This is a genomic window from Phenylobacterium sp. (assembly GCF_030651755.1).
GTDB lineage: Bacteria > Pseudomonadota > Alphaproteobacteria > Caulobacterales > Caulobacteraceae > Phenylobacterium.
On the sequence record NZ_JAUSBZ010000152.1, the window covers coordinates 19,881 to 46,144 of the forward strand.

At 68.5% G+C, this 26,264-nt stretch carries 21 protein-coding genes and 2 pseudogenes; 15 read left to right on the top strand and 8 right to left on the bottom strand.

Going from position 1 to position 26,264, the window contains the following annotated elements; all coding sequences use genetic code 11:
* Positions 1 to 98 precede the first annotated feature (98 nt).
* On the top strand, positions 99 to 977 hold the full coding sequence (locus Q7V15_RS14685; RefSeq protein ID WP_304756486.1) for an aminoglycoside phosphotransferase family protein: 879 nt from the start codon (positions 99 to 101) through the stop codon (positions 975 to 977).
* Positions 978 to 1,059: 82 nt separating this feature from the next.
* On the opposite strand, the gene Q7V15_RS14690 is transcribed toward Q7V15_RS14685, so the two are convergent.
* Positions 1,060 to 2,394 carry an acyl-CoA dehydrogenase family protein gene (locus tag Q7V15_RS14690; protein ID WP_304756487.1) on the bottom strand — a complete coding sequence of 445 codons (1,335 nt, stop codon included), beginning with the start codon at positions 2,392 to 2,394 and terminating at the stop codon, positions 1,060 to 1,062.
* A gap of 379 nt (positions 2,395 to 2,773) precedes the next feature.
* The gene (locus Q7V15_RS14695; RefSeq protein ID WP_304756488.1) at positions 2,774 to 4,261 is read right to left on the bottom strand and encodes an MATE family efflux transporter; all 1,488 of its coding nucleotides are present in this window, start codon (positions 4,259 to 4,261) and stop codon (positions 2,774 to 2,776) included.
* A 176-nt stretch (positions 4,262 to 4,437) separates the two neighbouring features.
* Here Q7V15_RS14695 and rfbB point away from each other — a divergent pair, with 176 nt between their 5' ends.
* From rfbB to rfbA, 3 genes are read left to right on the top strand one after another with little or no spacing between them, the layout of a single operon-like run.
* A complete protein-coding gene (rfbB, locus tag Q7V15_RS14700; RefSeq protein WP_304756489.1) occupies positions 4,438 to 5,487 on the top strand; it encodes a dTDP-glucose 4,6-dehydratase in 1,050 nt (349 codons plus the stop codon).
* Positions 5,484 to 6,380, top strand: coding sequence for a dTDP-4-dehydrorhamnose reductase (gene rfbD / locus Q7V15_RS14705; RefSeq protein WP_304756490.1), 897 nt, complete (start codon positions 5,484 to 5,486; stop codon positions 6,378 to 6,380). The genes rfbB and rfbD overlap by 4 nt, the downstream gene beginning before the upstream one ends.
* Complete coding sequence (rfbA, locus tag Q7V15_RS14710) at positions 6,377 to 7,273, top strand: glucose-1-phosphate thymidylyltransferase RfbA (protein ID WP_304756491.1); 897 nt, start codon at positions 6,377 to 6,379, stop codon at positions 7,271 to 7,273. The genes rfbD and rfbA overlap by 4 nt, the downstream gene beginning before the upstream one ends.
* A gap of 4 nt (positions 7,274 to 7,277) precedes the next feature.
* Here rfbA and Q7V15_RS14715 read toward each other — a convergent pair whose 3' ends face one another.
* Complete coding sequence (locus Q7V15_RS14715; RefSeq protein ID WP_304756557.1) at positions 7,278 to 7,913, bottom strand: TetR/AcrR family transcriptional regulator; 636 nt, start codon at positions 7,911 to 7,913, stop codon at positions 7,278 to 7,280.
* Positions 7,914 to 8,053: 140 nt separating this feature from the next.
* On the opposite strand from Q7V15_RS14715, the gene Q7V15_RS14720 reads away from it, so the two are divergent.
* The 4 genes and pseudogenes from Q7V15_RS14720 (at position 8,054) to Q7V15_RS14735 (ending at position 12,441) form a co-directional block, all read left to right on the top strand.
* A complete protein-coding gene (locus tag Q7V15_RS14720) occupies positions 8,054 to 8,914 on the top strand; it encodes a UDP-2,3-diacylglucosamine diphosphatase (RefSeq protein WP_304756492.1) in 861 nt (286 codons plus the stop codon).
* Positions 8,915 to 8,963: 49 nt separating this feature from the next.
* A pseudogene (locus tag Q7V15_RS14725) lies at positions 8,964 to 9,167 on the top strand (TetR/AcrR family transcriptional regulator); the annotation flags it as partial.
* A 171-nt stretch (positions 9,168 to 9,338) separates the two neighbouring features.
* Entirely contained in the window at positions 9,339 to 10,433 is a 1,095-nt protein-coding gene (locus Q7V15_RS14730) for a glycosyltransferase family 1 protein (RefSeq protein WP_304756558.1), read from the top strand.
* 220 nt (positions 10,434 to 10,653) lie between these two features.
* On the top strand, positions 10,654 to 12,441 hold the full coding sequence (locus tag Q7V15_RS14735; RefSeq protein ID WP_304756493.1) for a DUF885 domain-containing protein: 1,788 nt from the start codon (positions 10,654 to 10,656) through the stop codon (positions 12,439 to 12,441).
* 138 nt (positions 12,442 to 12,579) lie between these two features.
* Here Q7V15_RS14735 and Q7V15_RS14740 read toward each other — a convergent pair whose 3' ends face one another.
* The 4 genes from Q7V15_RS14740 to phnC form a co-directional block, all read right to left on the bottom strand.
* On the bottom strand, positions 12,580 to 12,894 hold the full coding sequence (locus tag Q7V15_RS14740) for a hypothetical protein (RefSeq protein ID WP_304756494.1): 315 nt from the start codon (positions 12,892 to 12,894) through the stop codon (positions 12,580 to 12,582).
* A 74-nt stretch (positions 12,895 to 12,968) separates the two neighbouring features.
* A complete protein-coding gene (gene phnE / locus Q7V15_RS14745) occupies positions 12,969 to 13,748 on the bottom strand; it encodes a phosphonate ABC transporter, permease protein PhnE (protein WP_304756559.1) in 780 nt (259 codons plus the stop codon).
* 55 nt (positions 13,749 to 13,803) lie between these two features.
* A complete protein-coding gene (gene phnD / locus Q7V15_RS14750; protein ID WP_304756495.1) occupies positions 13,804 to 14,877 on the bottom strand; it encodes a phosphate/phosphite/phosphonate ABC transporter substrate-binding protein in 1,074 nt (357 codons plus the stop codon).
* Entirely contained in the window at positions 14,874 to 15,668 is a 795-nt protein-coding gene (phnC, locus tag Q7V15_RS14755; RefSeq protein ID WP_304756496.1) for a phosphonate ABC transporter ATP-binding protein, read from the bottom strand. The genes phnD and phnC overlap by 4 nt, the downstream gene beginning before the upstream one ends.
* 305 nt (positions 15,669 to 15,973) lie before the next feature.
* Here phnC and Q7V15_RS14760 point away from each other — a divergent pair.
* The 6 genes and pseudogenes from Q7V15_RS14760 to ribB all read left to right on the top strand — a co-directional run bounded on the left by Q7V15_RS14760 (position 15,974) and on the right by ribB (position 24,721).
* Positions 15,974 to 17,230, top strand: a pseudogene (locus Q7V15_RS14760) (type III PLP-dependent enzyme).
* A gap of 102 nt (positions 17,231 to 17,332) precedes the next feature.
* Positions 17,333 to 18,391 carry a deoxyhypusine synthase gene (locus tag Q7V15_RS14765; RefSeq protein ID WP_304756497.1) on the top strand — a complete coding sequence of 353 codons (1,059 nt, stop codon included), beginning with the start codon at positions 17,333 to 17,335 and terminating at the stop codon, positions 18,389 to 18,391.
* A 388-nt stretch (positions 18,392 to 18,779) separates the two neighbouring features.
* Positions 18,780 to 20,666: an acetate--CoA ligase gene (gene acs, locus Q7V15_RS14770; RefSeq protein ID WP_370689824.1), complete on the top strand. Its 1,887-nt coding sequence runs from the start codon at positions 18,780 to 18,782 to the stop codon at positions 20,664 to 20,666.
* Positions 20,663 to 21,643, top strand: coding sequence for a small ribosomal subunit Rsm22 family protein (locus Q7V15_RS14775; protein ID WP_304756501.1), 981 nt, complete (start codon positions 20,663 to 20,665; stop codon positions 21,641 to 21,643). Before acs ends, Q7V15_RS14775 begins: the two co-directional genes overlap by 4 nt.
* A 120-nt stretch (positions 21,644 to 21,763) precedes the next feature.
* Entirely contained in the window at positions 21,764 to 23,521 is a 1,758-nt protein-coding gene (locus tag Q7V15_RS14780) for a class I adenylate-forming enzyme family protein (RefSeq protein WP_304756502.1), read from the top strand.
* Positions 23,522 to 23,593: 72 nt separating this feature from the next.
* Entirely contained in the window at positions 23,594 to 24,721 is a 1,128-nt protein-coding gene (gene ribB / locus Q7V15_RS14785; protein ID WP_304756503.1) for a 3,4-dihydroxy-2-butanone-4-phosphate synthase, read from the top strand.
* A gap of 12 nt (positions 24,722 to 24,733) precedes the next feature.
* On the opposite strand, the gene Q7V15_RS14790 is transcribed toward ribB, so the two are convergent.
* Positions 24,734 to 25,270: a hemerythrin domain-containing protein gene (locus Q7V15_RS14790; RefSeq protein ID WP_304756504.1), complete on the bottom strand. Its 537-nt coding sequence runs from the start codon at positions 25,268 to 25,270 to the stop codon at positions 24,734 to 24,736.
* Positions 25,271 to 25,492: 222 nt separating this feature from the next.
* On the opposite strand from Q7V15_RS14790, the gene Q7V15_RS14795 reads away from it, so the two are divergent.
* Positions 25,493 to 26,254, top strand: a complete 762-nt coding sequence (locus Q7V15_RS14795) for a hypothetical protein (RefSeq protein ID WP_304756505.1) — start codon at positions 25,493 to 25,495, stop codon at positions 26,252 to 26,254.
* The last annotated feature ends 10 nt before the right edge of the window (positions 26,255 to 26,264 follow it).

A 26,264-nucleotide genomic window follows, 5' to 3' on the forward strand; every position in this document is an offset into this window, starting at 1 on the left:
TCCCTTATGTGTCTTGAATGGGTGAAAACTATGGGCGGACCATGGACCGCGCCGATCAGGGGCTTCAACCCTGACGCAAGGGAAGGGGGAGGGGGCTGATGGCCGAGCGCGTGCAGGTGGACGAGGCGACCGTCGCCGCCCTGGTGGCCGAGCAGTTTCCCCAATGGGCGGACCTGGCCGTGAGCCGCGTGCGGCCCGGGGGCTGGGACAATCGCACCTTCCGGCTGGGGGAGGCCCTGCTCGTTCGCATGCCGGCCGCCGACCACTATGTGGCCGCTGTGGAGAAGGAACAGGTCTGGCTGCCGAGGCTGGCGCCCGCCCTGCCCCTGCCGATCCCGGCGCCTGTGGCGGTGGGCGCGCCGGGCCACGGCTACCCCTTCCCCTGGTTGATCTGCGCCTGGATCGCGGGGGACACGGTGGCGGCGGCGGAGGGCCTGGACCACAATCAGCTCGCCCAGGACCTGGCTGACTTCCTGCTGGCCCTGCACGCCATCGACGCCCAGGACGGGCCGGCGGCGGGCGCCCACAACTTCCACCGGGGTGGCGATCCGGCGGTCTATGACGGCCAGACCCGGGCGGCGGTGCGGGCCCTGGGCGATCAGATCGACGGCGCCGCGGCCCTGGGGCTGTGGGAGGACGCCCTGTCCACCCGCTGGGAGCGGCCGCCGGTCTGGATCCACGGGGACGTGGCGCCGGGCAATCTGCTGGTCCGGGACGGCCGGCTGGCCGCGGTGATCGACTTCGGGACCTGCGGGGTCGGCGATCCGGCCTGCGACCTGGCGTTCGCCTGGACCGTCCTGGCGGACGAGGCCCGCGACGTGTTCCGCCAGCGTCTGGGCCTGGACGACGCCTGCTGGCGCCGGGGTCAGGCCTGGGCGCTGTGGAAGGCGCTGATCGTGGTGGCCGGGGCGCCCGGCGTCCACACCCACGAGCGCGACCTGCACCTGCGGGTGTTGAAGCGCCTGGGCGTCATGTAGCCTCTCGTCCTGGGCCTGGACGGCCCGGTCAAGTCAGGCCGCGACGGCCCAGGTTCTCTGGGCCGTCGCTGTCGAACAGGCTTCAGGCCGGGGCTTTTTCCCGTTCGGCCTTCAGCTTGGCGTAGCCTTCCTTCAGCTCCTCCAGCTCCTTGGCGTACTTCTCCTTGGCTTCCTCCTGCAGGCGCGGGATGTGGTAGCTGGGGAAGAGGTCGTTCTCGGGCCGGTAATCCTTGAGGATCTGCTTGGCGAGCGTGACCTTGTGCACCTCGGTGGGGCCGTCGGCGATGCCCATGACCAGAGAGCTCGTCACCATACGCATGAACGGCATTTCGTTGGAGACGCCCAGCGCCCCATGCAGGTGGGCGGCCTTGGTGGCCACGTCGTTATAGACCTTGGGCATGGCCACCTTGATGGCGGCGATGTCCTTGCGGACCTTGTTGTAGTCCTTGTGCTTGTCGATCAGCCAGGCGGTGCGCAGGACCAGCAGGCGGAACTGCTCGACGGCGATCCAGGAGTCGGCGATCTGCTCCTGCACCATCTGCAGGTCCGACAGGCGCCCGTCCCGGGTGGTGCGCGACACCGCCCGCTGGCACATCAGGTCGAGCGCATGGCGGCAGGCGCCGACGGTGCGCATGGCGTGGTGGACCCGGCCGCCGCCCAGGCGGACCTGGGCGATGACGAAGGCCGCGCCGCGATCGCCCAGCAGGGCCTCAGGCCCCACGCGGACGTCGTTGTAGCGGACATAGCCTTCGGTGCCGCCGCCGATCTCGCCGCCGCCGCCGACCGCCACATTGCGGATGATCTCCACGCCGGGGGTGTCGGTGGGCACCAGGAAGATCGAGGTGCGCCGATAGGGGTCCTTGGCGTCCGGATCGGTGATCGCATAGACCACCAGCAGCTTCGAATAGCGGGCGTTGGTGGAGAACCACTTCTCGCCATTGATGATCCAGTCCTTGCCGTCCTGCACCGCGCGGGTGGTGAAGGTCAGGGGATCAGACCCGCCGGCCGGCTCGGACATGGAAAAGGCCGAGCGGATCTCGCCGTTCAGCAGCGGCCAGAGCCAGCGCTCCTTCTGGGCGTCGGTGCCGTAGTGGGCGATGATCTCGGCGTTGCCCGTGTCGGGCGCCTGGCAGCCGAAGACGGTGGGGGCGATGGAGTTGCGCCCCAGCTTCTCGTTCATCAGGCCGAGCTTGAGCTGACCATAGCCCTGGCCGCCGAGTTCGGGACCGAGGTGACAGGCCCACAGGCCCTGGTCCTTCACCTTCTGCTGCAGGGGCTTGATGAACTTCTCGCGGCCCAGCGGGCCGTGGGCGGCCATGCCCAGATGGCTGAGAGGTTCGACCTCCTCGCGCATAAAGTCCTCGATCCAGTCGAGCTTCTTCTGGAATTCGGGGTCGGTTTCAAAGTCCCAGGCCATGTCGTCCTCCTTGGGCTCCGCCGCACCAGGCGCGAAGCATTTCGTAGATGCGGTATGTTTCGGCGCGCCGGGCATACCGGAAATTCTAACACTGGCGGCCGGCTCTGGCCGGCTCCCGGCATTATCAGGCCAGCGGCGGCGCGACGCAACCGGGCGAGCCCAAATCACCTAACAGACTGATTTCACGACAATTGTGCTGACTCAGCGCAGTTGTGCTGAAACTGCCGCCAAGCCTGGGTGTGCCGGTTTCTTCAGAACGCAGGGTTCACCACGAAGGACACGAAGAGCACGAAGAGCACGAAGGAGGGGCCACATCTTTGTGAACTTTGTGTGCTTCGTGGTTGATCTTACGGCGCTGCGCGCGGCCTGACCGCCCTCATCAGTCCGAGCCCGTCGCGGGCGCCAGGGCTGGACCTGGGACGTCACCGCGGGGCGGAGGCGAGAGGGTCGAGCGCCGCCAGCCGCCCCAGACATAGTAGCCCCCGGCCAGGACCATGGTGGTCACGCTGCCCAGGGGGAAGCTCCACCAGATGGCGTCGGCGCCGAGCATGGGCGTCAGGAGCTGGGCGAAAGGGATGCGCACCACCCACAGGGAGACCACCATGGCCAGGAGCGGCGCGATCACCGCCCCTGTGGCCCGCACCACGCCGGCGAAGATGAAGGCCACCCCGAACGGGACGAAGCCCCAGAGCACAATGGCGTTGATGTGCCGGGCGATGGGGATGGTCCCGCTGCCCTCCGGCAGGAAGATCCGCAGGATCAGAGGCTCGGCCAGATAGATCAGGGCGATGGGCAGGGCGGTCATGATGATGGCGAACAGCACGCCGGTCCGAGCCACCGCCTCCACCCGGTCCATGCGCCCGGCCCCGACATTCTGGGCGGCCATGGAGGACACCGCCGCCCCCAGCGCCATGGCCGGCATCTGCACATAGGTCCAGACCTGCATGGCCGCGGCGTAGGCGGCGGCGGTCTGGGAGCCATAGGCGTTGACGAAGGCCAGCATCACCACCGCTGCGCCCGACACCACCAGCATGTGCATGGCCATGGGCAGGCCCTTGAACACCAGGGTCTTGAGGATGGCGGGGTCGGGGCGCAGCAGGCCCCATTCGCCGCGTCGCAGAACCAGCGGACTGCCCGTGCGGTAGAGGAAGACGATCATGCCGGCCAGCGCGATGGTCTGGCTGATCAGGGTGGCGGCGGCCGATCCGCCGATGCCCAGGGTCGGCGCTGGTCCAAGGCCCAGGATCAGCACCGGGTTGAGGACGATGTCGAGACCGACGGCGGCGAGGGAAAAATAGAAGGGCGTCCGGGAATCGCCGGTCCCGCGCATGGCCATCATCGCGAAGGAGAAGAAGTACATGAAGGGCAGGGCCGCAAAGATCACCCGCAGATAGGTGATCGCATCGGCCCGGGCGTCGGCGGGCGTTCCCATGGCCGCCAGGATGGCCGGGGTCAGGGCCAGGCCCGCCAGGCCCACGGCCAGGGACAGGAGGGCGAAGAAGAGCGTGCTGGCGCCGGCCACCCGCTTGATTTCAGCGGTGGAGCCGGCCCCGACGGCCTGGGCGATCAGCAGGTTGGCGGCCATGGCCAGGCCGAACACCGCGCCCAGCAGCAGGAAGAGGATGTTGTTGGCGTTGGCCGTGGCCGTGAGGGCGGCTGGCCCCAGGATATGGCTGACCCAGGCGGCGTTGGCCGTTCCGTTCAGGGACTGGAGGAGGTTGGCCCCCAGCATCGGCAGGGTGAAGACCAGCAGGCCGCGCGCGATGGGGCCTTGGGTCAGATCGCCCTTGCGCGGGGCCGGCGGCGCCCCCGCGATGGCCGCGCTGGAAGGGGGCTCCCCGGAAAGGGCCTTGTCAGTGGGTTCCAAGCCGGGCTCCCGCCAGCGCCCAGGGGCGTGTAGGGGTCAATCCTAGGCGGGGGCGCCGGCGCCCACAACCCGGACGCGCAGGCCCGTTCGTCTTGAGCCCGCCGCATTTCGCTGTATGAGCAGGACTAACCATTTGAACGGGCGCGCGCCTGGGGCGCCTGCAGACAAAGTTCGGCATGAAAATTCTGATCACCGGCGGCGCCGGCTTCATCGGGTCGGCCGTGGTCCGCAGGGCGATCGCCCAGGGTCACGAGGTCGTCAATCTGGACGTTCTGACCTATTCGGCCAGCCTGGCCAATGTGGCCTCTGTGGCGGGCTCGCCCCACTACGCCTTTGAAGAGGCTGATATCTGCGACGGGCCCAGGATGGCGGAGATCTTCGCCCGCCACCGGCCCGATGCGGTGATGCATCTGGCGGCCGAAAGTCACAACGACCGGGCCATTGACGGGCCGCTGGACTTTGTCCGCACCAATGTCACCGGGACCGCCGTGCTGCTCGAAGCCGCCCGGGCCTTCTGGAACACCCTGGAGGGCGAGGCCAAGGCCGCCTTCCGTTTCCACCATGTGTCCACCGACGAGGTGTTCGGGGCGCTGGGCGAAGACGGCGCCTTCACCGAAGAGACCCCCTACGACCCCAACTCCCCCTATTCGGCCAGCAAGGCCGGCGCCGACCATCTGGTGCGCGCCTGGGGGCGGACCTATGGCCTGCCGGTGGTGATCACCAACTGCGCCAACAATTACGGCCCCTTCCAGTTTCCCGAAAAACTGATCCCGACGGTGGTGGTCCGGGCCATGGAGGGCAAGACCATCCCGGTCTATGGGGACGGCCGCCAGGTCCGCGACTGGCTGCATGTAGATGACCACGCCCAAGCCCTGCTGCTGGTGCTACAGAAGGGCCGCCTGGGCGAGACCTATTGCATCGGCGGGGACTCCACCCACCGCAATTTGGAGGTCATCCAGATGCTCTGCGCCGAGCTCGACCGCCTGGCGCCGGCCAATACGCCGCACGCCGAAAAGATCACCTTTGTCGCCGACCGACCGGGCCACGACTTCCGCTATTCCATCGACGCCGCCAAGCTGAAGGCCGAACTCGGCTGGGAGCCGGCCACGCCGCTCAGCGAAGGTTTGGCGCAGACCGTGGCCTGGTACGTGGACAACCGCGACTGGTGGCAGGCTATCCGCGACAAGGGCTTCCATTCCGAGCGCCTGGGCCTGGCCAAGGCATGAGCCTGAAGGTCCTGCAGTTCGGCGCCACCGGCCAGCTCGCCCGGGAGATGCTTGAGCGCGCCGGTCCGGGCGTGGAGATCACCGCCCTGTCCCGCGCCCAGGTCGATCTGACCGACCCCGTGGCCGTCGCGCGCGCCATCGGCGAGGCCGGCGAGACCGACCTGGTGCTGAATGCGGCGGCCTATACCGCCGTCGACAAGGCCGAGGCCGAGCCGGACCTGGCCTATGCCGTCAACGCCTGGGCGCCCGCCGCCATGGCCCGGGCCTGTCAGGCGCGGGGCCTGCCCCTGCTGCACATCTCCACCGACATGGTGTTTTCCGGCGAAAAGGCTGGCGCCTACCTCGAAACCGACCCCCCGGCCCCGTTGCACGTCTATGGCGCCTCCAAGCTGGCCGGCGAGCAGGCGGTGCTGAACGGCTGCGACCGGGCCCTGGTGATGCGGGTCTCCTGGCTGTTCTCGGCCTATGGCCAGAACTTCCTGCAGATGATGCTGCGCCTAGGGGAGACCCAGCCGGCGCTGAAGGTGGTGGCCGACCAGCGGGCCTGCCCGACGGCCAGCGGCGACCTGGCGGCCTTCATCCTCAGCCAGGGGGAGCGCCTGGCCAAGGCGCCGGCCGGCGCCCGGGAATGGGGCCTCTTGCATGTGGTCAACGCCGGCGTCGCCAGCCGCTATGACATGGCCCAGGCGATCTTCGCCCAGACCAAGCCGGGCAACCCGCCGGCCATGGAGCCTGTGCCCACCAGCGCCTTTCCGACGCCGGCCCGCCGGGCCCTGAACGCGGTGCTGGACACGAGCCGCATGCAGGAGGTCTTCTCCCTGCAGCTGCGTCCCTGGCAGGAGGCGCTGGAGGATGTGGTGGGGGCGCTGATAGCCCAGAAGGAGACGGCGTGAGACGCGGCATCATCCTGGCGGGGGGCTCGGGCACCCGGCTGCACCCGCTGACCCTGGCGGTCTCCAAGCAGCTCCTGCCGATCTACGACAAGCCGATGATCTACTACCCCCTGTCGGTCCTGCTGCTGGCCGGGGTCCGCGAGATCCTGATCATCACCACGCCTGAGGACCAGGCGGGATTCAAGCGCCTGCTGGGCGACGGCTCCCAGCTCGGCGTACGGTTCGAATTCGTCGTCCAACCCAAGCCCGAGGGCCTCGCCCAGGCCTATCTGCTGGGGGAAGAGTTCGTCGGCGGCGAGCCCAGCATCATGGTGCTGGGCGACAACATCTTCTTTGGCCAGAACTTCGGCCAGATGCTCCGGGCCGCCGATGAGCGGACCAATGGCGCGACGGTCTTCGGCTATCCGGTCAACGACCCCGAACGCTATGGCGTGGTTGAGCTCGGCGAGGGCGGCAAGGTGCTGGGCATCGAGGAAAAGCCCACCCGGCCCAAGTCCAACTATGCGGTGACCGGCCTCTATTTCTATGACGGCAAGGCCAGCGAATACGCCAAGACCCTGAAGCCTTCCCACCGGGGCGAGCTGGAGATCACCGCGCTGAACCAGGTCTATCTGGACGCCGGCGAACTGAATGTGGAGCTGCTGGGCCGCGGCTTCGCCTGGCTGGACACCGGCACCCATGACAGCCTGATCCAGGCCGGCGAACTGATCCGCACGCTGGAGCTGCGCCAGGGCCTGCGCATCGGCTGTATCGAGGAAGTCGCCTATTCCAAGGGCTTCATCGACCGGGCGCAGCTGGCCGATCTGGGCCGCGCCCAGGCCAAGGGCGAATATGGCCAGTACTTGATCCGCCTGGCCGAGGGCCTCGCCACCGGCGCCGAGCCGGCGGAGTAAGAGCCTAGTCCACCCAGAGGTCCTGGGCCTCGCCCTTGCGGTTCAGGGCGCGGACCGCGCGTTTGACCACGGCGATCAGCCGTTCGCGCCGGGCGATCTCGTCATAGGTCAGCGAGCCCCGGGCCAGGCCTTCCAGCAGGAAGCGGCCGAGATCGCGGCTGGTCTGGAAGCGTGGGTCGCTGCCGGCCTGGGTCAGCGCCAGGAAGCGCTCGCCCACCTGATTGCGGTCAAAGGCGCTCTGGGCGTTGGCCAGGCGGGTGCGCAGCATGGGGTCGGTGCGGGCGGCGGCCTCCAGCTCGGCGAAGGCCACAAAGGGCGTCTCGTGCAGCAGGGACCAATAGGCGTCGATGGCCTGCTCGGCGGAATCGACCCCCGGCGCGGTGGGGCTGGAGGCGGCCTGTTCGAACAGGCGCGCGCGCTCAACCTCGATATGCGCCACGGCGGCCTCCACCAGCTCTTCACGGCTGGAGAAGTGATAGAGCATGGCCCCGCGGGTCAGGTTGGCCGCGTCGGCGATCAGGGCGTTGGTGGCCGCATGATAGCCGACCTCGGCGAACAGCCGCATGGCCGCGTCCAGGATGCGGGCGCGGGTCCGGCGAGACTTGGGGGTCTCCTTGGCGGGATAGGTTCGAGCGTCCATCTGCACGGGCAAAGCTTCAATCAAAGTGCGGCCGACATATGGCGAGCCATGCTGCGGCGCCAGTGTTGCAGTGCGGTTTCATCAAAGCGACATGCAATCAGCCTACCCGACGGTCAGATATAGCCGCTTCGGAGGCGTTCGTGGCCGATCTGGGAATCCGACGTTATCGGACCGTCTTCGTTTCCGACGTCCACCTGGGCACCCGGGGGTGCCAGGCCGAGATGCTGCTGGACTTCATTCGGCACATCGAATGCGACACCCTGTATCTGGTCGGGGACATTGTCGACGGCTGGAAGATGAAGAGCGGCTGGTACTGGCCCCAGGCCCATAATGACGTAGTGCAGAAAATCCTGCGCCTGGCCCGCAAGGGCGTCAACGTCGTCTATATTCCCGGCAACCACGACGACCGCATCCGCGACTTCTGCGGCATTCACTTCGGCGGGGTGGTGGTGGCCCGCGATGCGATCCACGAGGGCGCCGACGGGCGCCGTTTCCTGGTCACCCACGGCGATGAGTTCGACGGGGTCGTGCAGCACGCCAAGTGGCTGGCCTTCCTGGGCGACTATTCCTATCGGGCGCTGCTGTCGGCCAACACCCTGTTCAACCGGGTGCGGCGCCGTATGGGCTTTGGCTATTGGAGCCTGTCGGCCTTTCTGAAGACCAAGGTCAAGAACGCCCTGCACTTCATCGAGAACTTCGAGGGCGCGGTGGCCGAGGAGGCCCGGCGGCGCGGGGTCGACGGGGTGATCTGCGGCCACATCCACAAGGCGGAGATGCGCCAGATCGAGGACATCCTCTATATCAATGACGGGGACTGGGTGGAGAGCTGCACCGCCCTGGTCGAGCATATGGACGGCCGGATGGAGATCCTGGAATGGGCCAAGCTGCGCACCTGGGAGGCCGTGCGTCAGGCGCGCACCCAGCCCGAGGCGCAGGACTCCAGCCCGCCCGCTCCGGTCGAGCCCCAGCCCCTGCCCGCGGCCGCCACGGCGGCGGCCTGATCCGATCGGCTGATTGACACCCGGGGAGGCTCATGACAGTGAGACTGTCATGAGTGATGACCCCAACGCCCCAAGCGACGGCCCCCTCGACGCCCGGGACCGCCAGAAGGCCGCCACCCGGGACCAGATCCTGCGGGTCGTCGGCGCCCGGATCGAGACGGGCCCCCTGGACGAGCTGTCCTTCGCCGACATCGCCAAGGACGCCGGGGTTGGCGAGCGCACCGTCTATCGCCATTTCCCCACGCGTGAAGCCCTGCTGGGCGCCTATTTCGCCTGGGCCCAGGCCCAGGCCACCCTGCCGCTGGCCTCCCCCGGGGCGGACGCCCCCGTCCGGCCAGAGCCGAGCCCTGCGACGCCGCCGGCCCGCTCCCCGGCCCAGCGCATGTGGGAGCCCGCCGTCCCCGTGGACGACGTCCAGCGGCCCATGCGCATCCTGCTGGCCACCGACGCCTGGGAGCCGCAGGTCAACGGGGTGGTGCGGACGCTGACCCGGGTGGTGCGCGAACTGCGCGACCTGGGCCACGAGGTCGAGGTGATCAGCCCCGACCAGTTCAAGACCCTGCCGCTGCCCACCTATCCGGAGATCAAGGTGGCCATCGGCGCCTATGAGCCGGTGCAGGAGCGCTTCAAGGCCTTCGAACCCGAGGCCATCCACATCGCCACCGAGGGCCCCATCGGCCTGGCCGCCCGGCGCATCTGCGTGGAGTGGAAGCTGCCCTTCACCACCAGCTATCACACCCGGTTCCCGGAATATGTCTCGGCCCGTCTGCCGCTGCCGCTCTCGGTGGGCTACACCTATATGCGCTGGTTCCACCGCCCGTCCGGGCGGCTGATGGTGGCCACGCCGACCATGCGCGACGAGCTGACCCGGCATGGCTTCCGCAACATCTCGGCCTGGTCCCGCGGGGTCGACACCGAGATGTTCCGCCCCCGGGCCGAGGGCGAGCCCGACATCTTCGCCCACCTGCCCAAGCCGATCTTCCTCTATGTGGGCCGGGTGGCGGTGGAGAAGAATATCGAGGCCTTTCTAGGCCTCGACCTGCCCGGCACCAAGGTGGTGGTCGGCGACGGGCCGCAGAAGGACGAGCTGACCGAACGCTACCGCGGGGTGGTCTTCACCGGCTCGAAGTTCGGCGAGGAGCTGTCGGCCCATTTCGCCTGCGCCGACGTCTTCGTCTTCCCCTCCCTCACCGACACCTTCGGCCTGGTGATCCTGGAGGCTATGGGCTCGGGCACGCCGGTGGCGGCCTATCCGGCGCCAGGCCCCATCGACATCATCCCGGGCTCCGGCGCCGGGGTGCTGGCGGCCTCGGCCACCGAAGGGCTGAAGGAGGCCTGCATGGAGGCGCTGGCCCTGGACCGCAAGGCGGTTCGGGCCTTTGCGGAGACCTTCTCCTGGACCGCCTGCGCCGAGGACTTCGTGCGCAACCTGCAGCCCTATCCCGAGCCGGAAAAGACCCGCTTCTGGCGACGCCTGCGCCGGCTGGCCCGGGTGCGGCGCCGGCCGAAGACGGCCTGAAGTCTCCAAAACGAAGGACACGAAGGACACCCAGATAGCCAAGGACACGAAGGGGGCGGCGGCCCCGCCTTTGTGTCCTTCGCGCGCCTTTGTGTTCTTTGTGTCGCCTCTTGAGAGCGCCTGCGGCGCGTAGGGCGCCCGCCAGCGCACGCTTGCCCGTGGTGCGGCCCTGGCCGAAAGTGCCGCCGCGCCCGGATCGGCGCGTCTTGGGATCACCGTCATGCCTCTCCTGCTCGACCGCCGCATGCTGATGGCCTTCGGGGCCGCCGCGGCCCTGCCCTTCTCGGCCGCCCGCGCCCAGCCGACCCCGGCTGCGAGCCCGGCCGATCAGGCCTTCGACGTCCTGGCCGCGGCCTGGCTGGAGACCAATCTACGGCTCAGCCCGATCACCGCCACCCAGTGGGGGGATCACCGCTATGATGGCCGCCTCGATGATCTGAGCCTGGCCGGCTGGGCGTCCCGCCGCGACAGCGCCGCAGCCTTTCTTGAGCGCCTCAGCGCCATCGCGCCGGCCGAGCTCAGCCGTGAGCGACAGGTGGACGCCGCCATCCTGCGCAACAGCCTGGCCGGGGAGGTCTGGACCCACGACACCCTGCAGGCGCACCGGTGGGACCCGCTGATCTACCAGTCGTCGGTGGGCTCGGCCCTCTATGGCCTCATCGCCCGGGACTTCGCCCCCCTGCCGCAACGCCTGACCTCGGCCACCGCGCGGATGAACGGCTTTCCCAACCTTCTAACGCAGGTGCGCGCCAGTCTCGATCCGGCCCGCACGCCCAGGATCCACGCCGAGACGGTCTCTGGCCAAAACGCCGGGCTGGTGAGCCTGATCGACCTGCTGCTGGCCGAGGCCGGCGCCCTGGAGGGCGAGGCCCACGCTGAACTTGAGGCCGCCGCCGCTATCGCCAAGGCCGCCATCGCCGAGCACCAGGCCTGGATCGATGGGGTCCTGGTTCCCCAGGCGCAGGGCGAATGGCGCCTGGGCGCCGACCTCTATGACGCCAAGCTGGCCTTCGCCCTCGACAGCCCCTTAAGCCGCGCCGAGATCAAGGCCGCCGCCGAGCAGGCGCTCGCCCAGGTGCGGGCCGAGATGTACGACATCGCCCGCCAGGTTCTGGTCCGCAGAGACGCCCCGCCCACCCCGGCCCAGCCGACGCCTGAACAGGAACAGACGGCCATCGCCGCGGCGCTTGAGCTGGTCTATGCCGACCGGGCCACGCCGGAGACCCTGATCGAGACCGCCCAGGTCAAGCTGGACGCCGCCATCGCCTTTGTCGCCGCCAACCCCATCGTCACCCCGCCCACCGAACCGGTGGAGCTGGTCCTGACCCCGGAATTCCAGCGGGGCGTGGCCGTGGCCTATTGCGATCCGCCCGGCCCGCTGGATCGGGAGCTGCCCACCTTCTACAAGCTCTCGCCGATCCCCGAGGACTGGACGCCGGAGCAGGCTGAGTCTTTCCTGCGGGAATACAACAACTGGACCCTGGAGGGCCTGACCGTCCACGAGGGCACGCCCGGCCACTACCTGCAGCTGGCCATCTCCAACCGTCATCCTTCGGTGCTGCGCTCGGTCCTGTGGTCGGGGAGCTTTGTCGAGGGCTGGGCCTGCTACGCCCAGGACGTGATGGTCGAGGCCGGCCACCGGGACGGCCATCCGCTCTACCGGCTGGCCAACCTCAAATTCCTGCTGCGGGTGATCACCAACGCCATCCTCGACATCGGCGTCCATGTGGAGGGCTGGGACGAGGCCCGCGCCATGCATCTGATGACCCACGACGCCTTCCAGCAGGAGCGCGAGGCGGCCGGCAAGTGGACCCGCGCCCGGGTCTCCTCAGCCCAGCTGCCCACCTATTTCGTCGGCTGGCGGGAACACTGGTCCCTGCGCCGGGAGGCCGAAGCCAGGGCCGGCGACGCCTTCGACATGAAGGCCTATCACGATGAACTGCTCAGCCATGGCTCCCCGCCGGTGCGGGTCTCCCGCCAGCTGATGTTCGACCTGCCGGTGGGGTGAGGCCTTGCGTCCTTCGAGGCTCGCTTTCGCTCGCACCTCAGGATGAGGGAAGGGGGTGCGGCGTCTCGTTCCGTCCTCATCTTGAGGCGCCCTGCGCCAGCAGGGCCTCGAAGGACGAGGGCGGCCGCACAGCCCCGGCTAGCCCGCGTCCTGCCCCCTCAACCACCGCCTCAGCAGGTACAGGTGCAAGGCGTGGACGGCGATATAGGCCAGGCAGACGAGGGTCAGCACGATCCGGAAGGTCAGCCGCTCGTCGGGCGCCACCCAGAGGCTGGCCAGGGCGAAGGGGGTCAGGGTGAAGGCCGCCAGCAGCGGCGTGAACGACAGGGCGATCTCGCGGGGGGCATGCCAGATCGGGCGGCCATTGAGCCCCCATTGCATGGGCAGCTTCATCCCCGCCGGCGCCCGCCGCGCAAAGGCCAGCGACATGGCCACAAGGGCTAGGACGGTCATGCTCGATACGAAGGGCGCGCTCAACATCGGGCCAGCTTGGCAGGTTTGGCCCCCGACTCAAACCAGCCTGGCCCCTAGATCAGCCGCGAGCGGATGGCCTGGGAGAGGATGTCGATCAGGGTCACGGCGACGACGATCACCAGGGCGATGGCCGCGACCCGGGAATAGTTGAAGCTGTTGAGGCTATCGAACAGGATCTGGCCGATGCCCCCGGCTCCGATGAGGCCCAGAATGGTGGCCGCCCGGCTGTTGGATTCGAACCGGTACAGCGCATATGAGGTCCATAAGGGGGCGACCTGCGGGACCACACCCCAGGCGATCTCCTGCAGCTTGTGGGCGCCGGTGGCCCGGACCCCTTCCACCGGGGCCTTGTCGATGGACTCCACGGCCTCGGAAAACAGCTTGCCCAGCACCCCGCCGGTGTTCAGCGCCAGGGCCATGACCCCGGCGAAGGGGCCGAGGCCCACGGCGACCACAAAGACCATGCCGATCACCAGGTCGGGCACCGAGCGCAGGATGTCCATGAGCCTGCGCACCGGCCACTGGATGGCGGCCGGCGCGATATTGCGCGCCCCCAGCAGGCCCAGGGGCACGGCGATGAACACCGCCAGCACCGTGCCCCACATGGCCATCTGGATGGTCAGCCACATCTGGGCGATGAAGAAGGGCAGCAGGTCGAAGTCCGGGTTCATGAAGGCCCGGCCGAACTCGCGCATATTGTCCGACCCGGAGAACAGGCGCGGGAACTTCTCGATCTCAGCCGGGCCGAAGCTGAGCGTCAGGACGATGATGATGCCGCCCCACAGCAGCACGTCGAAGATCCACTGGCCCAGCGGCCGTGCGGGCGGCTTCAGGGCGGCGCTGGTCGCGGCGTCGGTCAAGGGCGTCTGGCTCTTTGAGGGTCTGACGTCAGGGGGTCGGAACAGGGGCCATCGGCGCCGAGATGATCGGCGCCTCGCCGGCCCGGGCGTCCAGGGCCTCGCGCTCGGCCGTCACCACGTCCAGGGCCGCCTGGGCCTGGGCGATGCGGGCCGGATCGCGGCTGTTCCGGGCGGTGATCAGGGCCTCGGTGGCCTCCATTTCCCGCACCGGCAGCAGGTGGCTGGCGTCGGCCGGCAGGAAGCCGCCGATGGAGATGGCCGCCAGCAGAGCCCGCTGGCGCTCGGCCTCGGGACCTTCGCCCTTGCCATAGGTCAGGAAGAACTGGCGGACCTTCTCCTTGACCGCCGGATCCAGATTCTTGCGCCAGACGATGGGGTCCTCGGGCAGCTTGGGCGATTCCCAGATCACATTGATCTTGTCGGTCACCGTCGGCTGGCCGTTGGCGCGGTTGATCACGTCCCGCTCGCCCTGCAGGCGGATGGCGGTGGAGTTGTTGGTGGCCACGTCGAGCACCCCATTGGCCACGGCGAACAGATTGGCCTGATGGTTGGCGGTGCGCACCTGCTTGAAGCAGCGCTCCGGCTCGATGGCCCGGGGTCCGAACAGATAGGTCATGGGCGCGAGCGTGCCCGAGGTGGACTTGGCGTCGCCGATCCCGAAATCCAGGGTGCGGTCGCACTTGAGCACGTCTTCCAGGGTCAGGCCGCTGGAGGCGGTCGCGATCAGCACCGAACGATAGCCGTCCTCGCCGGAGGGGTCGAAGGTGCGGGCGAAGATCTCGGCGTCGGCCCGGCGCACGGCCTCAAGGCCCGACAGGTTGGAGAACCAGCCCACATCGGTCTGGCCAAAGCGCAGGGCCTCGATCAGGGCGGTGTAGTTGGAGCCGTAGAAGGGCTTCACCGGAATCCCGATCTCCTCCTCCATATCGGCCAGGACCGGCCGCCAGAGGGTGTCGAGACTGGTGGAGTTCTCCGTCGCCAGTATGGAGAAGTTCAGCACGTCGGGCTGGGCGCTGTTCAGGCTCTGTCGCTCCCCGCAGGCGGCGAGCATCAGGAGGAGGGCGGCGCTCAGGCCAGCGCCGAGGACTCTGCGAGCGATCATTGGGGGGCTCCCTCCCAGAAGACGTCTTCGAATTCGGGACCGTAGATGTCGATAAGCTGTTTGCGTTTCAGTCCCTGGGGCGGGCCATCATAGACCACCTTGCCGGCCTTGAGGGCGACGACCCGGTCACAATAGCGCAGGGCGTAGTCCACCTGGTGCAGGGTGACGATCAAGGTCAGGCCGTCGGCCCGGTTCAGGTCCCGCAGGACCTCCATCACCTTGCGGGCCGCCACGGGATCAAGGGAGGCCACCGGCTCGTCGGCGAGGATGATCTTGGCCTTCTGCACCAGGGTCCGGGCGATGGCCGCCCGCTGCTGCTGGCCCCCCGACAGGGTGCCCGCCCGCTGGCCGGCATATTCGGCCACGCCTACCCGGGCCAGCGCCGCCATGGCGGCGTTCTTGGTCTCGGCGGGCCAGAACCCGAAAAGCCCCCGCAGGAAGCCGATCCGCCCCAGCGAGCCCATGGCGACATTGGTGAACAGGGTCAGCCGGCCCACCAGGTTGAACTGCTGGAAGATCATGCCGATGCGGATTCGGGTGCGGCGCACGTCGCGATCGACGCGGCCCTGGGCCTGGACGGCGCCGCCAAAGGCTTCGATCCGGCCGGGCCCCTTGTCGATGGGCGCCAGGCCATTGATGGCGCGCAGCAGGGTGGACTTGCCCGATCCCGAAGGACCGATCAGGGCGATCATCTCGCCGCGGGCGACGTCGAGGGAGACGGCGTCCAGCGCGCGGCGGGACCCGAAGCTCTTCGACACTTGGCGCACCGACAGAACGGCTGCGTCAGACATGAACGGCGACTATCCCCTGGGCGTTCGGCGGCCGGACTCATACCAGCGCGTGATCGCCGAGCCCCACGACGGTTTCATGACATGGGCGCCCCTCGCGGTCCAGCACGGCGCCTTTGCACGACCGCTTCGGGCGGATTCGGGGGGCGGTCTGAGCGCGCCAAGCCCAGGCCCAGCAAGGTTCATTTGCCGGGCGCCCTTTACATCGGCGCCATATGCCCCTATTTCCCACCGCTCCGGCGGACCCCGTTGTCCAAAGCGTTGCTAACGCCGGATTGGGTTCAACAATCTGTTGGGGGTTGCGTGAGGTGCACAGGTACCATACGCCCCTGGACCTGGTCCGTGAGCGGTCACCGGAACGTCCTGTCGCCTTTGCGCGACCGGACGCCGTGGCCCTAGCGGCGCGCTGGTTCCAGGACAATTTTAAAGGCGACGTCTTCTACGCTGTGAAGGCCAACCCTTCGCCGTGGGTGCTTGAAACCCTCGCGGCGAATGGCGTGCGGTCGTTCGACGTGGCGTCGGTTCCAGAAATCGAGCTGGTGGCGAAACACGCCCCTGGCGCGCGCATGGCCTTCATGCATCCGGTCAAGAGCCGCCGCTCCATCTCCACGGCCTATTTCGACCATGGGGTGCGGACCTTCGCCCTCGATACGCACGAAGAGTTGGCCAAGATCCTCGACGCCACCGGTCACGCCAAGGACCTGAACCTGATGGTTCGCCTGGGCGTCGCCGCCGAGGGCGCGGCCTATTCCCTGTCGGGCAAGTTCGGCGTCGATGCGCATGAGGCCCCTGACCTGCTGCTGGCCGCCCGCCGGGCGACCCAGGAGCTGATGGGCGTCTCCTTCCATGTGGGCAGCCAGTGCATGCGGCCGACCGCCTATCAGGCGGCCATGAGCCAGGCCTCCCGCGCGCTCGTCCGCGCCGGCGTCTTCGCCGACGTGGTCGATGTGGGCGGCGGCTTCCCGTCGGTCTATCCCGGCATGGTGCCGCCGGCGCTCGCCGACTACATGGACTCCATCGACCGCGGCTTCGCCGAGATGATGGTCCATGAGACCACCTAGCTGTGGTGCGAGCCTGGCCGGGCCCTGGTGGCGGAAGCCTCTTCGGTGCTGACCGCCGTCGAGCTGCGCAAGGGCGACGCCCTTTATCTGAACGACGGCTCCTATGGCAGCCTGTTCGACGCCACCCACACCAAGTGGCCCTTCCCGGTGAAGCTGCTGCGCCGCGAGGCCGATGGCTCGGCCCGGGAAGTGGAAGGCCCGCTGAAGCCCTACCGCTTCTATGGTCCGACCTGCGACTCCCTGGACCACATGCCCGGCCCCTTCTGGCTGCCCGAGGATGTGCGCGAGGGCGACTTTGTCGAGATCGGCATGCTGGGCGCCTATGGCGTGGCGATGAACACCCGCTTCAACGGCTTCGGCGACACCGAGACCGTGGCGGTGGACGATCCGCCGATGGCGTCCATGTATGGCCTGGCCCGCCGCTCCATCCCGGTGCCGCGGACCGAGACGCACAATGTCGTCAAGCTGTCGCGGGCCCGGGGCAAGAAACGTCGTCGGCGTTAGGACGTTAGGTTCGACGCACACGCATGAGACGCGACCGGTCGCTCCGTCCCGGTCGCGTCCTTTCTCCATGGACGGGCGCTCAAACTCTAGGACTCCAAGAGAATGAACGCTGAGGTTCAGTCCAACCGCAAGGCCGAGCTGCTGTCGTCCACCGTCGAGCACGTGGCCATCGACCAGTACGACGCCCGTCCGATCATCGACGCCATGCGTCAGATGAGCTTCACCAGCCGCGACACCGCGCGCGCGGCCGACATCTTCTCCATGGCCCTGGAAGATCCGTCCTGCTCGACCTGGCTGACGCTCGCCGGCTCCACCAGCGCCGGCGGCTGCATGCACATCTATCGCGACATGGTGAAGTACGGCCTGATCGACGCGGTGGTCGCCACCGGCGCCTCCATCGTCGACATGGATTTCTTCGAAGCGCTCGGCTTCAAGCACTACCAGGCGAAAGAGCCGGTGGACGATCGCGACCTGCGCGCCCTCTATATCGACCGGATCTACGACACCTATATCGATGAGGAAGAGCTGCAGACCTGCGACGCGGTGATCAAGGAGATCACCGACCAGCTGGAGCCGCGGCCCTATTCCTCGCGGGAATTCATCTGGGAGATGGGCAAGTGGCTGGCGGCGGGGAACGCCAAGAAGCCGGGTTCGCTGATCCAGACGGCCTATGAGGAAGGCGTGCCGATCTTCTGCCCGGCCTTCACCGACTCCTCGGCCGGCTTTGGCCTGGTCAAGCATCAGGTGGAGCGGATGAAGGCGGGCAAGCCTTACCTGACCATCGACTCCATCGCCGACTTCCGCGAGCTCACCGACGTCAAGATCGCGGCGGGCACCACCGGCCTGTTCATGGTCGGCGGCGGCGTGCCCAAGAACTTCGCCCAGGACACGGTGGTCTGCGCCGAGATCCTCGGGCAGGAGGTCGACATGCACAAATACGCCATCCAGCTGACGGTGGCCGATGTGCGCGACGGCGCCTGCTCGTCCTCGACGCTGCAGGAGGCCTGCTCCTGGGGCAAGGTGGACGTCACCTGGGAACAGATGGTCTTCGCCGAAGCCACCACCGTGGTCCCCCTGATCGCCTCGGACGCCTGGCACCGGGGCTCCTGGAAGACCCGCGAACGCCGCCGCTGGAACAAGCTGTTCGAAAAGGCGGCCTAGGCTCAGGCCGTAAAAGAGGGTCACGAAGGACACGAAGGAAGCCAAGGACACGAAGGTGTCGGCGGCCTCGCCTTTGTGTCCTTCGCGCTCCTTTGTGTGCTTCGTGTCGCCCCTTGACGGCGCCTGCGGCGCACAGGACGCCGCTATCGAATCTCAAACCCCATGCCGTCACCCTGGGCCTTGTGCCCAGGGTCCCTCGCGACGCTTGCGCCCGCCCCGGGCAGGGACCCTCTGGACAAGCCCGAGGGCGGCGGGGAAATGAGTCGTACAGGCGGTTGCCACAGGCCCCCCACTCCGCATACTCCGCGCCAAAGTCGATCAAGGGAGTTGCGCCGTGAGTGATGGCGAGATTTTTCCGGTGCCTGAGTCCTGGGCTGCGCGGACGCACATGGATGCGGCCGCCTATGACGCCGCCTGCCAGCGGGCCGACCAGGACCCGGACGGCTACTGGCGCGAGGTGGCGAGCCGCCTGGACTGGTCCAAGCCCTTCACCCAGGTCAAGGACGTCTCCTTCAACGCCTCAGATTTCCGCATCAAGTGGTTCGCCGATGGCGAGCTGAATGTCAGCGTCAACTGCATCGACCGGCATCTGCCGGAGCGGGCCGACCAGGTGGCCATCATCTGGGAGAGCGATGACCCGGAAATCTACAGCACCCTGACCTATGGCGAGTTGCACGCCGAGGTCTGCCGCATGGCCAATGTGCTCAAGGCCAAGGGCGTCAAGAAGGGCGACCGGGTCACCATCTATCTGCCGATGATCCCGGCCGCGGCCGTGGCCATGCTGGCCTGTTCGCGGATCGGGGCGGTGCATTCGGTGGTGTTTGGCGGCTTCTCGCCTGACAGCCTGGCCGGCCGCATCCAGGACTGCGACTCCCGCATCGTCATCACCGCCGATGAGGGCGTGCGCGGCGGCCGCATCGTGCCGCTGAAGGCCAATGTGGACGAGGCGCTGAAGGCCTGCCCGGACGTCACCGACGTCATCGTCGTGCGGCGCACCAAGGCCGACGTGCCCATGGTCGAGGGCCGCGACGCCTATTATGGCGAGCTGAAAAAGACCGTCGCCGACACCTGCGACCCGGAGCCGATGAACGCCGAGGATCCGCTGTTCATCCTCTACACCTCCGGCTCGACGGGGAAGCCCAAGGGGGTGCTGCACACCACCGGCGGCTATCTGACCTGGGCGGCCCACACCCATGAGCTGGTGTTCGACTATCGCCCCGGGGAGGTCTTCTGGTGCACCGCCGATGTGGGCTGGGTCACCGGCCACTCCTATGTGGTCTATGGCCCGCTCGCCAATGCGGCGACCACGGTGATGTTCGAGGGCGTGGCCACCTATCCGGACAATTCCCGCTTCTGGCAGGTGGTGGACAAGCACAAGGTGGAGATCTTCTACACCGCGCCCACCGCCATCCGCGCCCTGATGCGCGACGGCGACGCGCCGGTGAAAAAGGCCAGCCGGGAGTCCCTGCGCCTGCTGGGCACAGTGGGCGAGCCGATCAATCCCGAAGCCTGGCTCTGGTATCACCGGGTGGTGGGCGAGGGTCGCTGCCCGGTGGTCGACACCTATTGGCAGACCGAGACCGGCGCCTGCCTGGCCACCCCCCTGCCCGGCGCGACGCCGGCCAAGCCCGGCTCCTGCGCCATGCCCCTGCCCGGGGTAAAGTTCCAGCTGGTGGACGCCGACGGCAAGGTGCTGGACGGCGCGACCAGCGGCAATCTCTGCCTGACCGATTCCTGGCCTGGCCAGATGCGCACGGTTTATGGGGACCATGAGCGCTTCATCCAGACCTATTTCACCACCTATCCCGGCAAGTACTTCACCGGCGACGGCTGCCGCCGGGACGCCGACGGCTATTACTGGATCACCGGCCGGGTGGACGATGTGATCAATGTGTCGGGCCACCGCCTGGGCACGGCCGAGATCGAGAGCGCCCTGGTGGGCCATGAGGCCGTGGCTGAGGCCGCCGTGGTTGGCTATCCCCACGACATCAAGGGCCAGGGCATCTACGCCTTCGTGACGCTCAAGTCCGATGTGGAGCTCACCGACATCCTGGCCGCCGACATCAAGGGCTGGGTGCGCCGGGAGATCGGCGCCTTCGCGGCCCTCGACGCTCTGCAGTTTGCGCCCTCCCTGCCCAAGACCCGGTCGGGCAAGATCATGCGCCGCATCCTGCGCAAGATCGCCGAGAACCAGACCGACCAGCTGGGCGACACCTCGACCCTGGCTGAGCCCGGCGTGGTCGACGACCTCGTGCAGAATCGCGTCGCGGTTTGAGCCCCGACCTTCCCGGCCCCCTGCGCGGGGCCATTGAGGCCAGGCTCGAGGGCGTCTCCCGCCGGGACCTGGCCGAACGGGCGGCCCGGGTCTCGGCGGGCTATCGCGGCGGGGCAGGCTCGGCCGGGGTTGTGCTGACCCCGGACGACGCGCTGGCCTATGCGCTCGCCCGCCTGCCGGCCACCTACGCCGCCGACATGGCCGTCTTCTCCGCGGTCGCCGAGGCCTGTCCGGACTTTGCGCCGGCCACCCTGCTGGACGCCGGCGCCGGCCCCGGGACGGCGTCCTGGGCGGCGCTGGAGGTCTGGCCGCAGATCGAGGCGGCCCTGCTGCTGGACGAGAGCGGCCCCTTCCTCGACCTCGCCCGCATCCTGGGCGAGGGCGGGCCGCCAGTGCTGGCGGGCGCCGAGCGGCGCCGGGCCAATCTGACCGCGACCCAGGCCGAGCCCTGGCCCAGGGCCGAGCTGGTGGTCGCCTCCTACGTCCTGGCCGAGATCCCGGCGCCGGCGCAGCCCCCCCTGGTGGAGCGGCTGTGGGACGCCTGTGAAGGCCTGCTGGTGCTGGTGGAGCCCGGCACGCCGGCCGGCTACCAACGGATTCTGGCCGCCCGGACCCAGTTGATCGCGGCCGGCGCCCGGCTGGCTGGGCCCTGCCCCCACGCCCAGGCCTGTCCGCTGAGCGCGCCCGACTGGTGCCATTTCGTCCAGCGCCTGCCCCGCTCCCGCGACCATCGCCTGGCCAAGGGGGCCGATGCGCCCTTCGAGGACGAGAAGTTCATCTGGCTCGCCGCGGCCCGGGATAGCATCGTGGTCACCCCCTTCGAGGCCCGGGTGCTCGCCCCCCCTCGCCAGGCCAAGCCCGGCGTCGACCTCAAGCTTTGCGTGCAGTCAGGCGCGCTGGAGCAGCGTTTTGTCCCCCGCCGCGACAAGCCAGCCTACGCCCTGGCGCGCCGCCTGGACTGGGGCGACGCCATCTAAAGCGCAGTCCTGTCGCCAAACCGCCCACACACGCTTGCCTTCGCCCCCGCCGCTCGGCTTTCTGGGGACAAGGCCGCCTGAAGAAGGCCAGAGAACAACCCACCTAGGACGCCAGGACCCATGACCGAGACCGCCGCCAAACCTTGGCCCATCATGTCCATCGCCGAGGCCCACGCCAGGCTGACCGCGCCGGGGGAGCGCTTCGAGCTGGACGAGGCGTTGATCGACGGGGTCGCGACCAAGGTCTGGAAGAACGCCCCTGCAACCTTGCGCGACGTGCTGCTGAACGGCCGGGCCTTCGGCAGCCGGGAATTCCTGGTCCATGAGGACGAGCGGGCCACGTTCGAGGCCTTCACCCGGGCGGTCATCACCCTCGCCCACCAGCTGCAGGCCGATGGGGTGAAGCCTGGGGATCGGGTGGCCCTGGTCATGCGCAACCTGCCCGAATGGCCGACAGCCTTCTTCGCCGCCGCCATCATCGGGGCCATCGTCACGCCCCTGAACGCCTGGTGGACCGGGCCTGAGCTGGAGTTCGGTCTGGCTGATTCCGGGGCCAAGGTCGCCCTGGTGGATGACGAGCGGCTGGAGCGGATGCTGGAACGCCTGGACGCCTGCCCGGCGCTCGCCCGGGTCTATGTGACGCGCACAGAAAGCCTGCCCGCCGACCCACGTCTGGCCCGGTTGGAGGACGTGATCGGCCCGGTGAACAGCTGGGGCGATCTGCCTGACCAGCCCCTGCCCGAGGTTCCTCTGGCGCCCGATGATGTGGCGACCATCTTCTACACCTCCGGCACCACCGGAAAGCCCAAGGGGGCGCTGGGGACCCACCGCAACCTGACGGCCAACATCATGGCCAGCGCCTGCGCGGCGGCCCGCGGTTTCTTGAGGCGCGGGGAGCCGATCCCGGAGCAGGACCCCCACAAGCTGCCTCAGCGGGCCTATCTGCTGGTGGTGCCCATGTTCCATGTGACGGGATGCAACGCGACCCTGTCGCCGGCCATCAATTCGGGCTCCAAGCTGGTCCTGATGCGGAAGTGGGAGCCGGTGGAGGCCATGGGCCTGATCGAGAAGGAGCGCGTCACCAACACCGGCGGCGTGCCCACCATCGCCTGGCAGCTGATCGAGCATCCGGCCCGCAAGGACTTCGACCTGTCGTCGCTCACCACCGTGGCCTATGGCGGCGCCCCCTCGGCGCCCGACCTGGTGCGCAAGATCGTCGAGACCTTCCCGGGCTCGGCGCCCTCCAACGGCTGGGGCATGACCGAGACATCGGCCACCTGCACCACTAATATCGGCCGCGACTATGAACACCGCCCCGACAGCTGTGGGGTGGCCCCGCCCCCCTGCGAGCTGAAGATCGTCGATCCCGCCGACGGGGTCACCGAACTGCCCGTGGGCCGGGTGGGCGAGCTGTGGGCCAAGGGGCCGAACATCGTCAAAGGCTACTGGAACCGGCCGGAAGCCACCGCCGAGACCTTTGTCGAGGGCTGGGTGCGCACCGGCGACCTGGCCCGCCTGGACGAGGAGGGCTTCTGCTTCATCGTCGACCGGGCCAAGGACATGCTGATCCGCGGCGGCGAGAACATCTACTGCGTGGAGGTGGAGAACGTCCTCTACGACCATCCCGATGTGATGGACGCCGCCCTGATCGGCCTGCCGCACCGCACTTTGGGCGAAGAACCCGCCGCCGTCGTCCACCTGAAGCCCGGCGGCACGGCCACCGAGGCCGAGCTTCGGGCCTTTGTCCGTGAGCGGCTGGCGGCCTTCAAGGTCCCGGTCAGGGTGGCCTTCTGGCCCGAAACCCTGCCGCGCAACGCCAATGGGAAAATCCTCAAATCCGAGCTGAAAGCCGCCTTTGAGACCGCCGCCGACGCCTGAACGCCTTGGAGCCAGGGCTTTCGGCGCCTAAATGAGCGGCAGAAGGTCCCAGGCGGGCCAATGAGAGCGCAGATGACCACGACCCAGGACACCCAAGTCGACGCCGCCCACCGGGCGGTCAGTCCCATCGAAGAGATCATCGAAGAGGCGCGCAACGGCCGGCCCTACATCCTGGTGGACGCCGAGGACCGGGAGAATGAGGGGGATGTGATCATCCCCGCCCAGTTCGCCACCCCGGCCCAGATCAACTTCATGGCCCGGCACGCCCGGGGCCTGATCTGCCTGTCCATAACGCCTGAGCGGGCGCGGACCCTGCGCCTGCCGCCGATGACCGCCGACAATGGTTCGGGGCACGGGACGGCCTTCACGGTTTCGGTGGAGGCCCGGGAGGGCGTGACCACCGGGATCTCGGCCCAGGACCGGGCCCACACCATCGCCGTGGCGGTGGACCCCACCAAGGGCCCTGACGACATCGTCTCGCCAGGTCACGTCTTTCCCCTGGTGGCCAAGCCGGGCGGCGTTCTGGTGCGGGCCGGACATACCGAGGCCGCCGTCGACATCTCGCGGCTGGCGGGCCTCAACCCCGCCGGGGTGATCTGCGAGATCATGCGCGATGACGGGACCATGGCCCGCCTGCCCGACCTCATCGACTTCGCCCGCCTGCACGGCCTGAAGATCGGGACCATCGCCGACCTGATCGCCTATCGCCGCCGCACTGAGCGGCAGGTGGAGCGGGTGCTGGAGACGCCGTTCGAGAGCGCCTATGGCGCCTTCCGCATGGTCATCTACCGCAACATCCTCGACCATACCGAGCATGTGGCCCTGACCCGGGGGCGGATCGCCCAGGACGCGCCGACCCTGGTGCGGATGCACCGGGTGGACTTCGCCGCCGACCTGCTCGCCGCCGCCGGCCCTCGCAAGGACTATGTGCCCCAGGCGCTCAAGGCCCTGGCCGAGCATGAGGGCGCCGCCGCGGCGGTGTTCATCCGCGATTCCAACCCCGCCTGGCTGTCGGAACGCTATGGCCAGGATGGCGCGGCCGCGGCGCCGGCCAACACCCTGCGGGACTATGGGGTGGGCGCCCAGATCCTGCTGGACCTGGGCGTGCGCGACCTGGTTCTGCTCAGCAACGCCGATACGGTGCTGCCGGGCTCCGCGGGCTACGGCCTGAAGATTGTCGGCCGCCGCGCCCTGTCCTGATATTGGGGCCTCTCAGGCCGCCGGGGCGACCGGCGGCTCGCCGTAGACCACCTTGGCCCCCTTGAAGGACCGGGTCTCAGGCGCCGGCAGGCCATTGGCCTTGATCATGGCCATCAGCTCGTCCTTGCGGGCCTGCATCCGGTCGGCCAGCGCCACCAGATCCACGTCGGTGCGGCGGCACTGGGCGAACATGCCCTCGGACGGGCGCTCCTCCTCCTTGACGTGGTGCTCGATCTCTTCGGACAGCACCGAGACCTTGGCGTCATAGAAGGCGTCGTCCGGGTCGCCGGCCATCAGCTCGGCGATCAGCATCTTGGCGCCGTCATGCTCCACATAGCCCTCGTCGAGGAGGTCGTCTTCGATCTTGCCCCGGAAGGTGGGGTAGAAGATCTCTTCCTCGATCAGGCTGTGCACGGTCAGCTCGGTGCAGATCTTCTCGACGATCTTGGCCTTGCGGTCCTTGGTTGTGGCCTTTTCGAACTGTTCGAACAGGTCCTCCACCTCCCGGTGGTCGTCCTTCAGAAGTTTGATGGCGTCGATCTTGGCCATGGGTGTCTCCCGTTGTCTGGCGTCTTCGCCGTCAACGTCGCCACCGGGGATTTGGATGCGCGGACCCTGCGGCGCAGCCGAGAATTGCCAAGGCGGGGGTTTATCAGCCAATCTAGGGGGCGCCGGACGCGGATTTCACGCCGGCTGAACCGATTTTTCTCAGTACGGCGGGTCGCCGCCGGATCGTCCATTTCAAGCCCGACCATTTCCGAGCCTCATTTCATGACCCAGATCGTCGTTCCGCGGCAGTTCCGCGGCCCCCCCGTCACCGCCAATGGCGGCTATATCTGCGGCCTGCTGGCCAAGGCCGTTGGCGGCAAGGGCAGCGCCATGCTGCGCGCCGGCGTGCCCCTGGACACCGCCGTGGCGCTGGTGACCGGCGAGGACGGCGCCGTCTCGGCGGTGGGCGACCAGGGCCAGGTTCTGGGGGTGGCCAAGCCGGCCAGCGACGATCAGATCCCTGCCCCGCCGCCGTCGCCCGGGATCGAGGCCGCCCGCCTGGCCGCGGCCGCCTCGCCCTTCGCCACGCGATCCCTTCACCGGGGCTGCTTTTCCTGCTGCATCGAACGGGAGGCCGGCGAGGGCCTCGGCGTGCATGTGGGCCAATTGCCGGGCGCCGAGCCCGGGGTCTGCGCCGGCCTGTGGACCCCGCACGCCAATTTCGCCGGCCCCGATGGGACCATGCCCGACGAGATCACCTGGGGCGCCCTGGACTGCTCGGGATCCATGGCCTGGTGGATCAAGACGGGCTCGCCGGTGGGCCTGCTGGGCACCATGGCGGGCGAGGTGCTGACGGCGCCCAAGGCCGGCGAGACCTATGTGGTGGTCGCCTGGGCCCGGGAGTCCGAGGGCCGCAAATTCTTCGCCGGCGTCGCCCTCTATGACGCGGCTGGCGAGGTGGTGGCCAGAAGCGGCCAGATCTGGATCGGCCGCCCGGCCGGCGCCCCGGCGCCTGCGCCGCTTGCCCCCGCCGCCAGCGCCTGAAAGCCGCCGG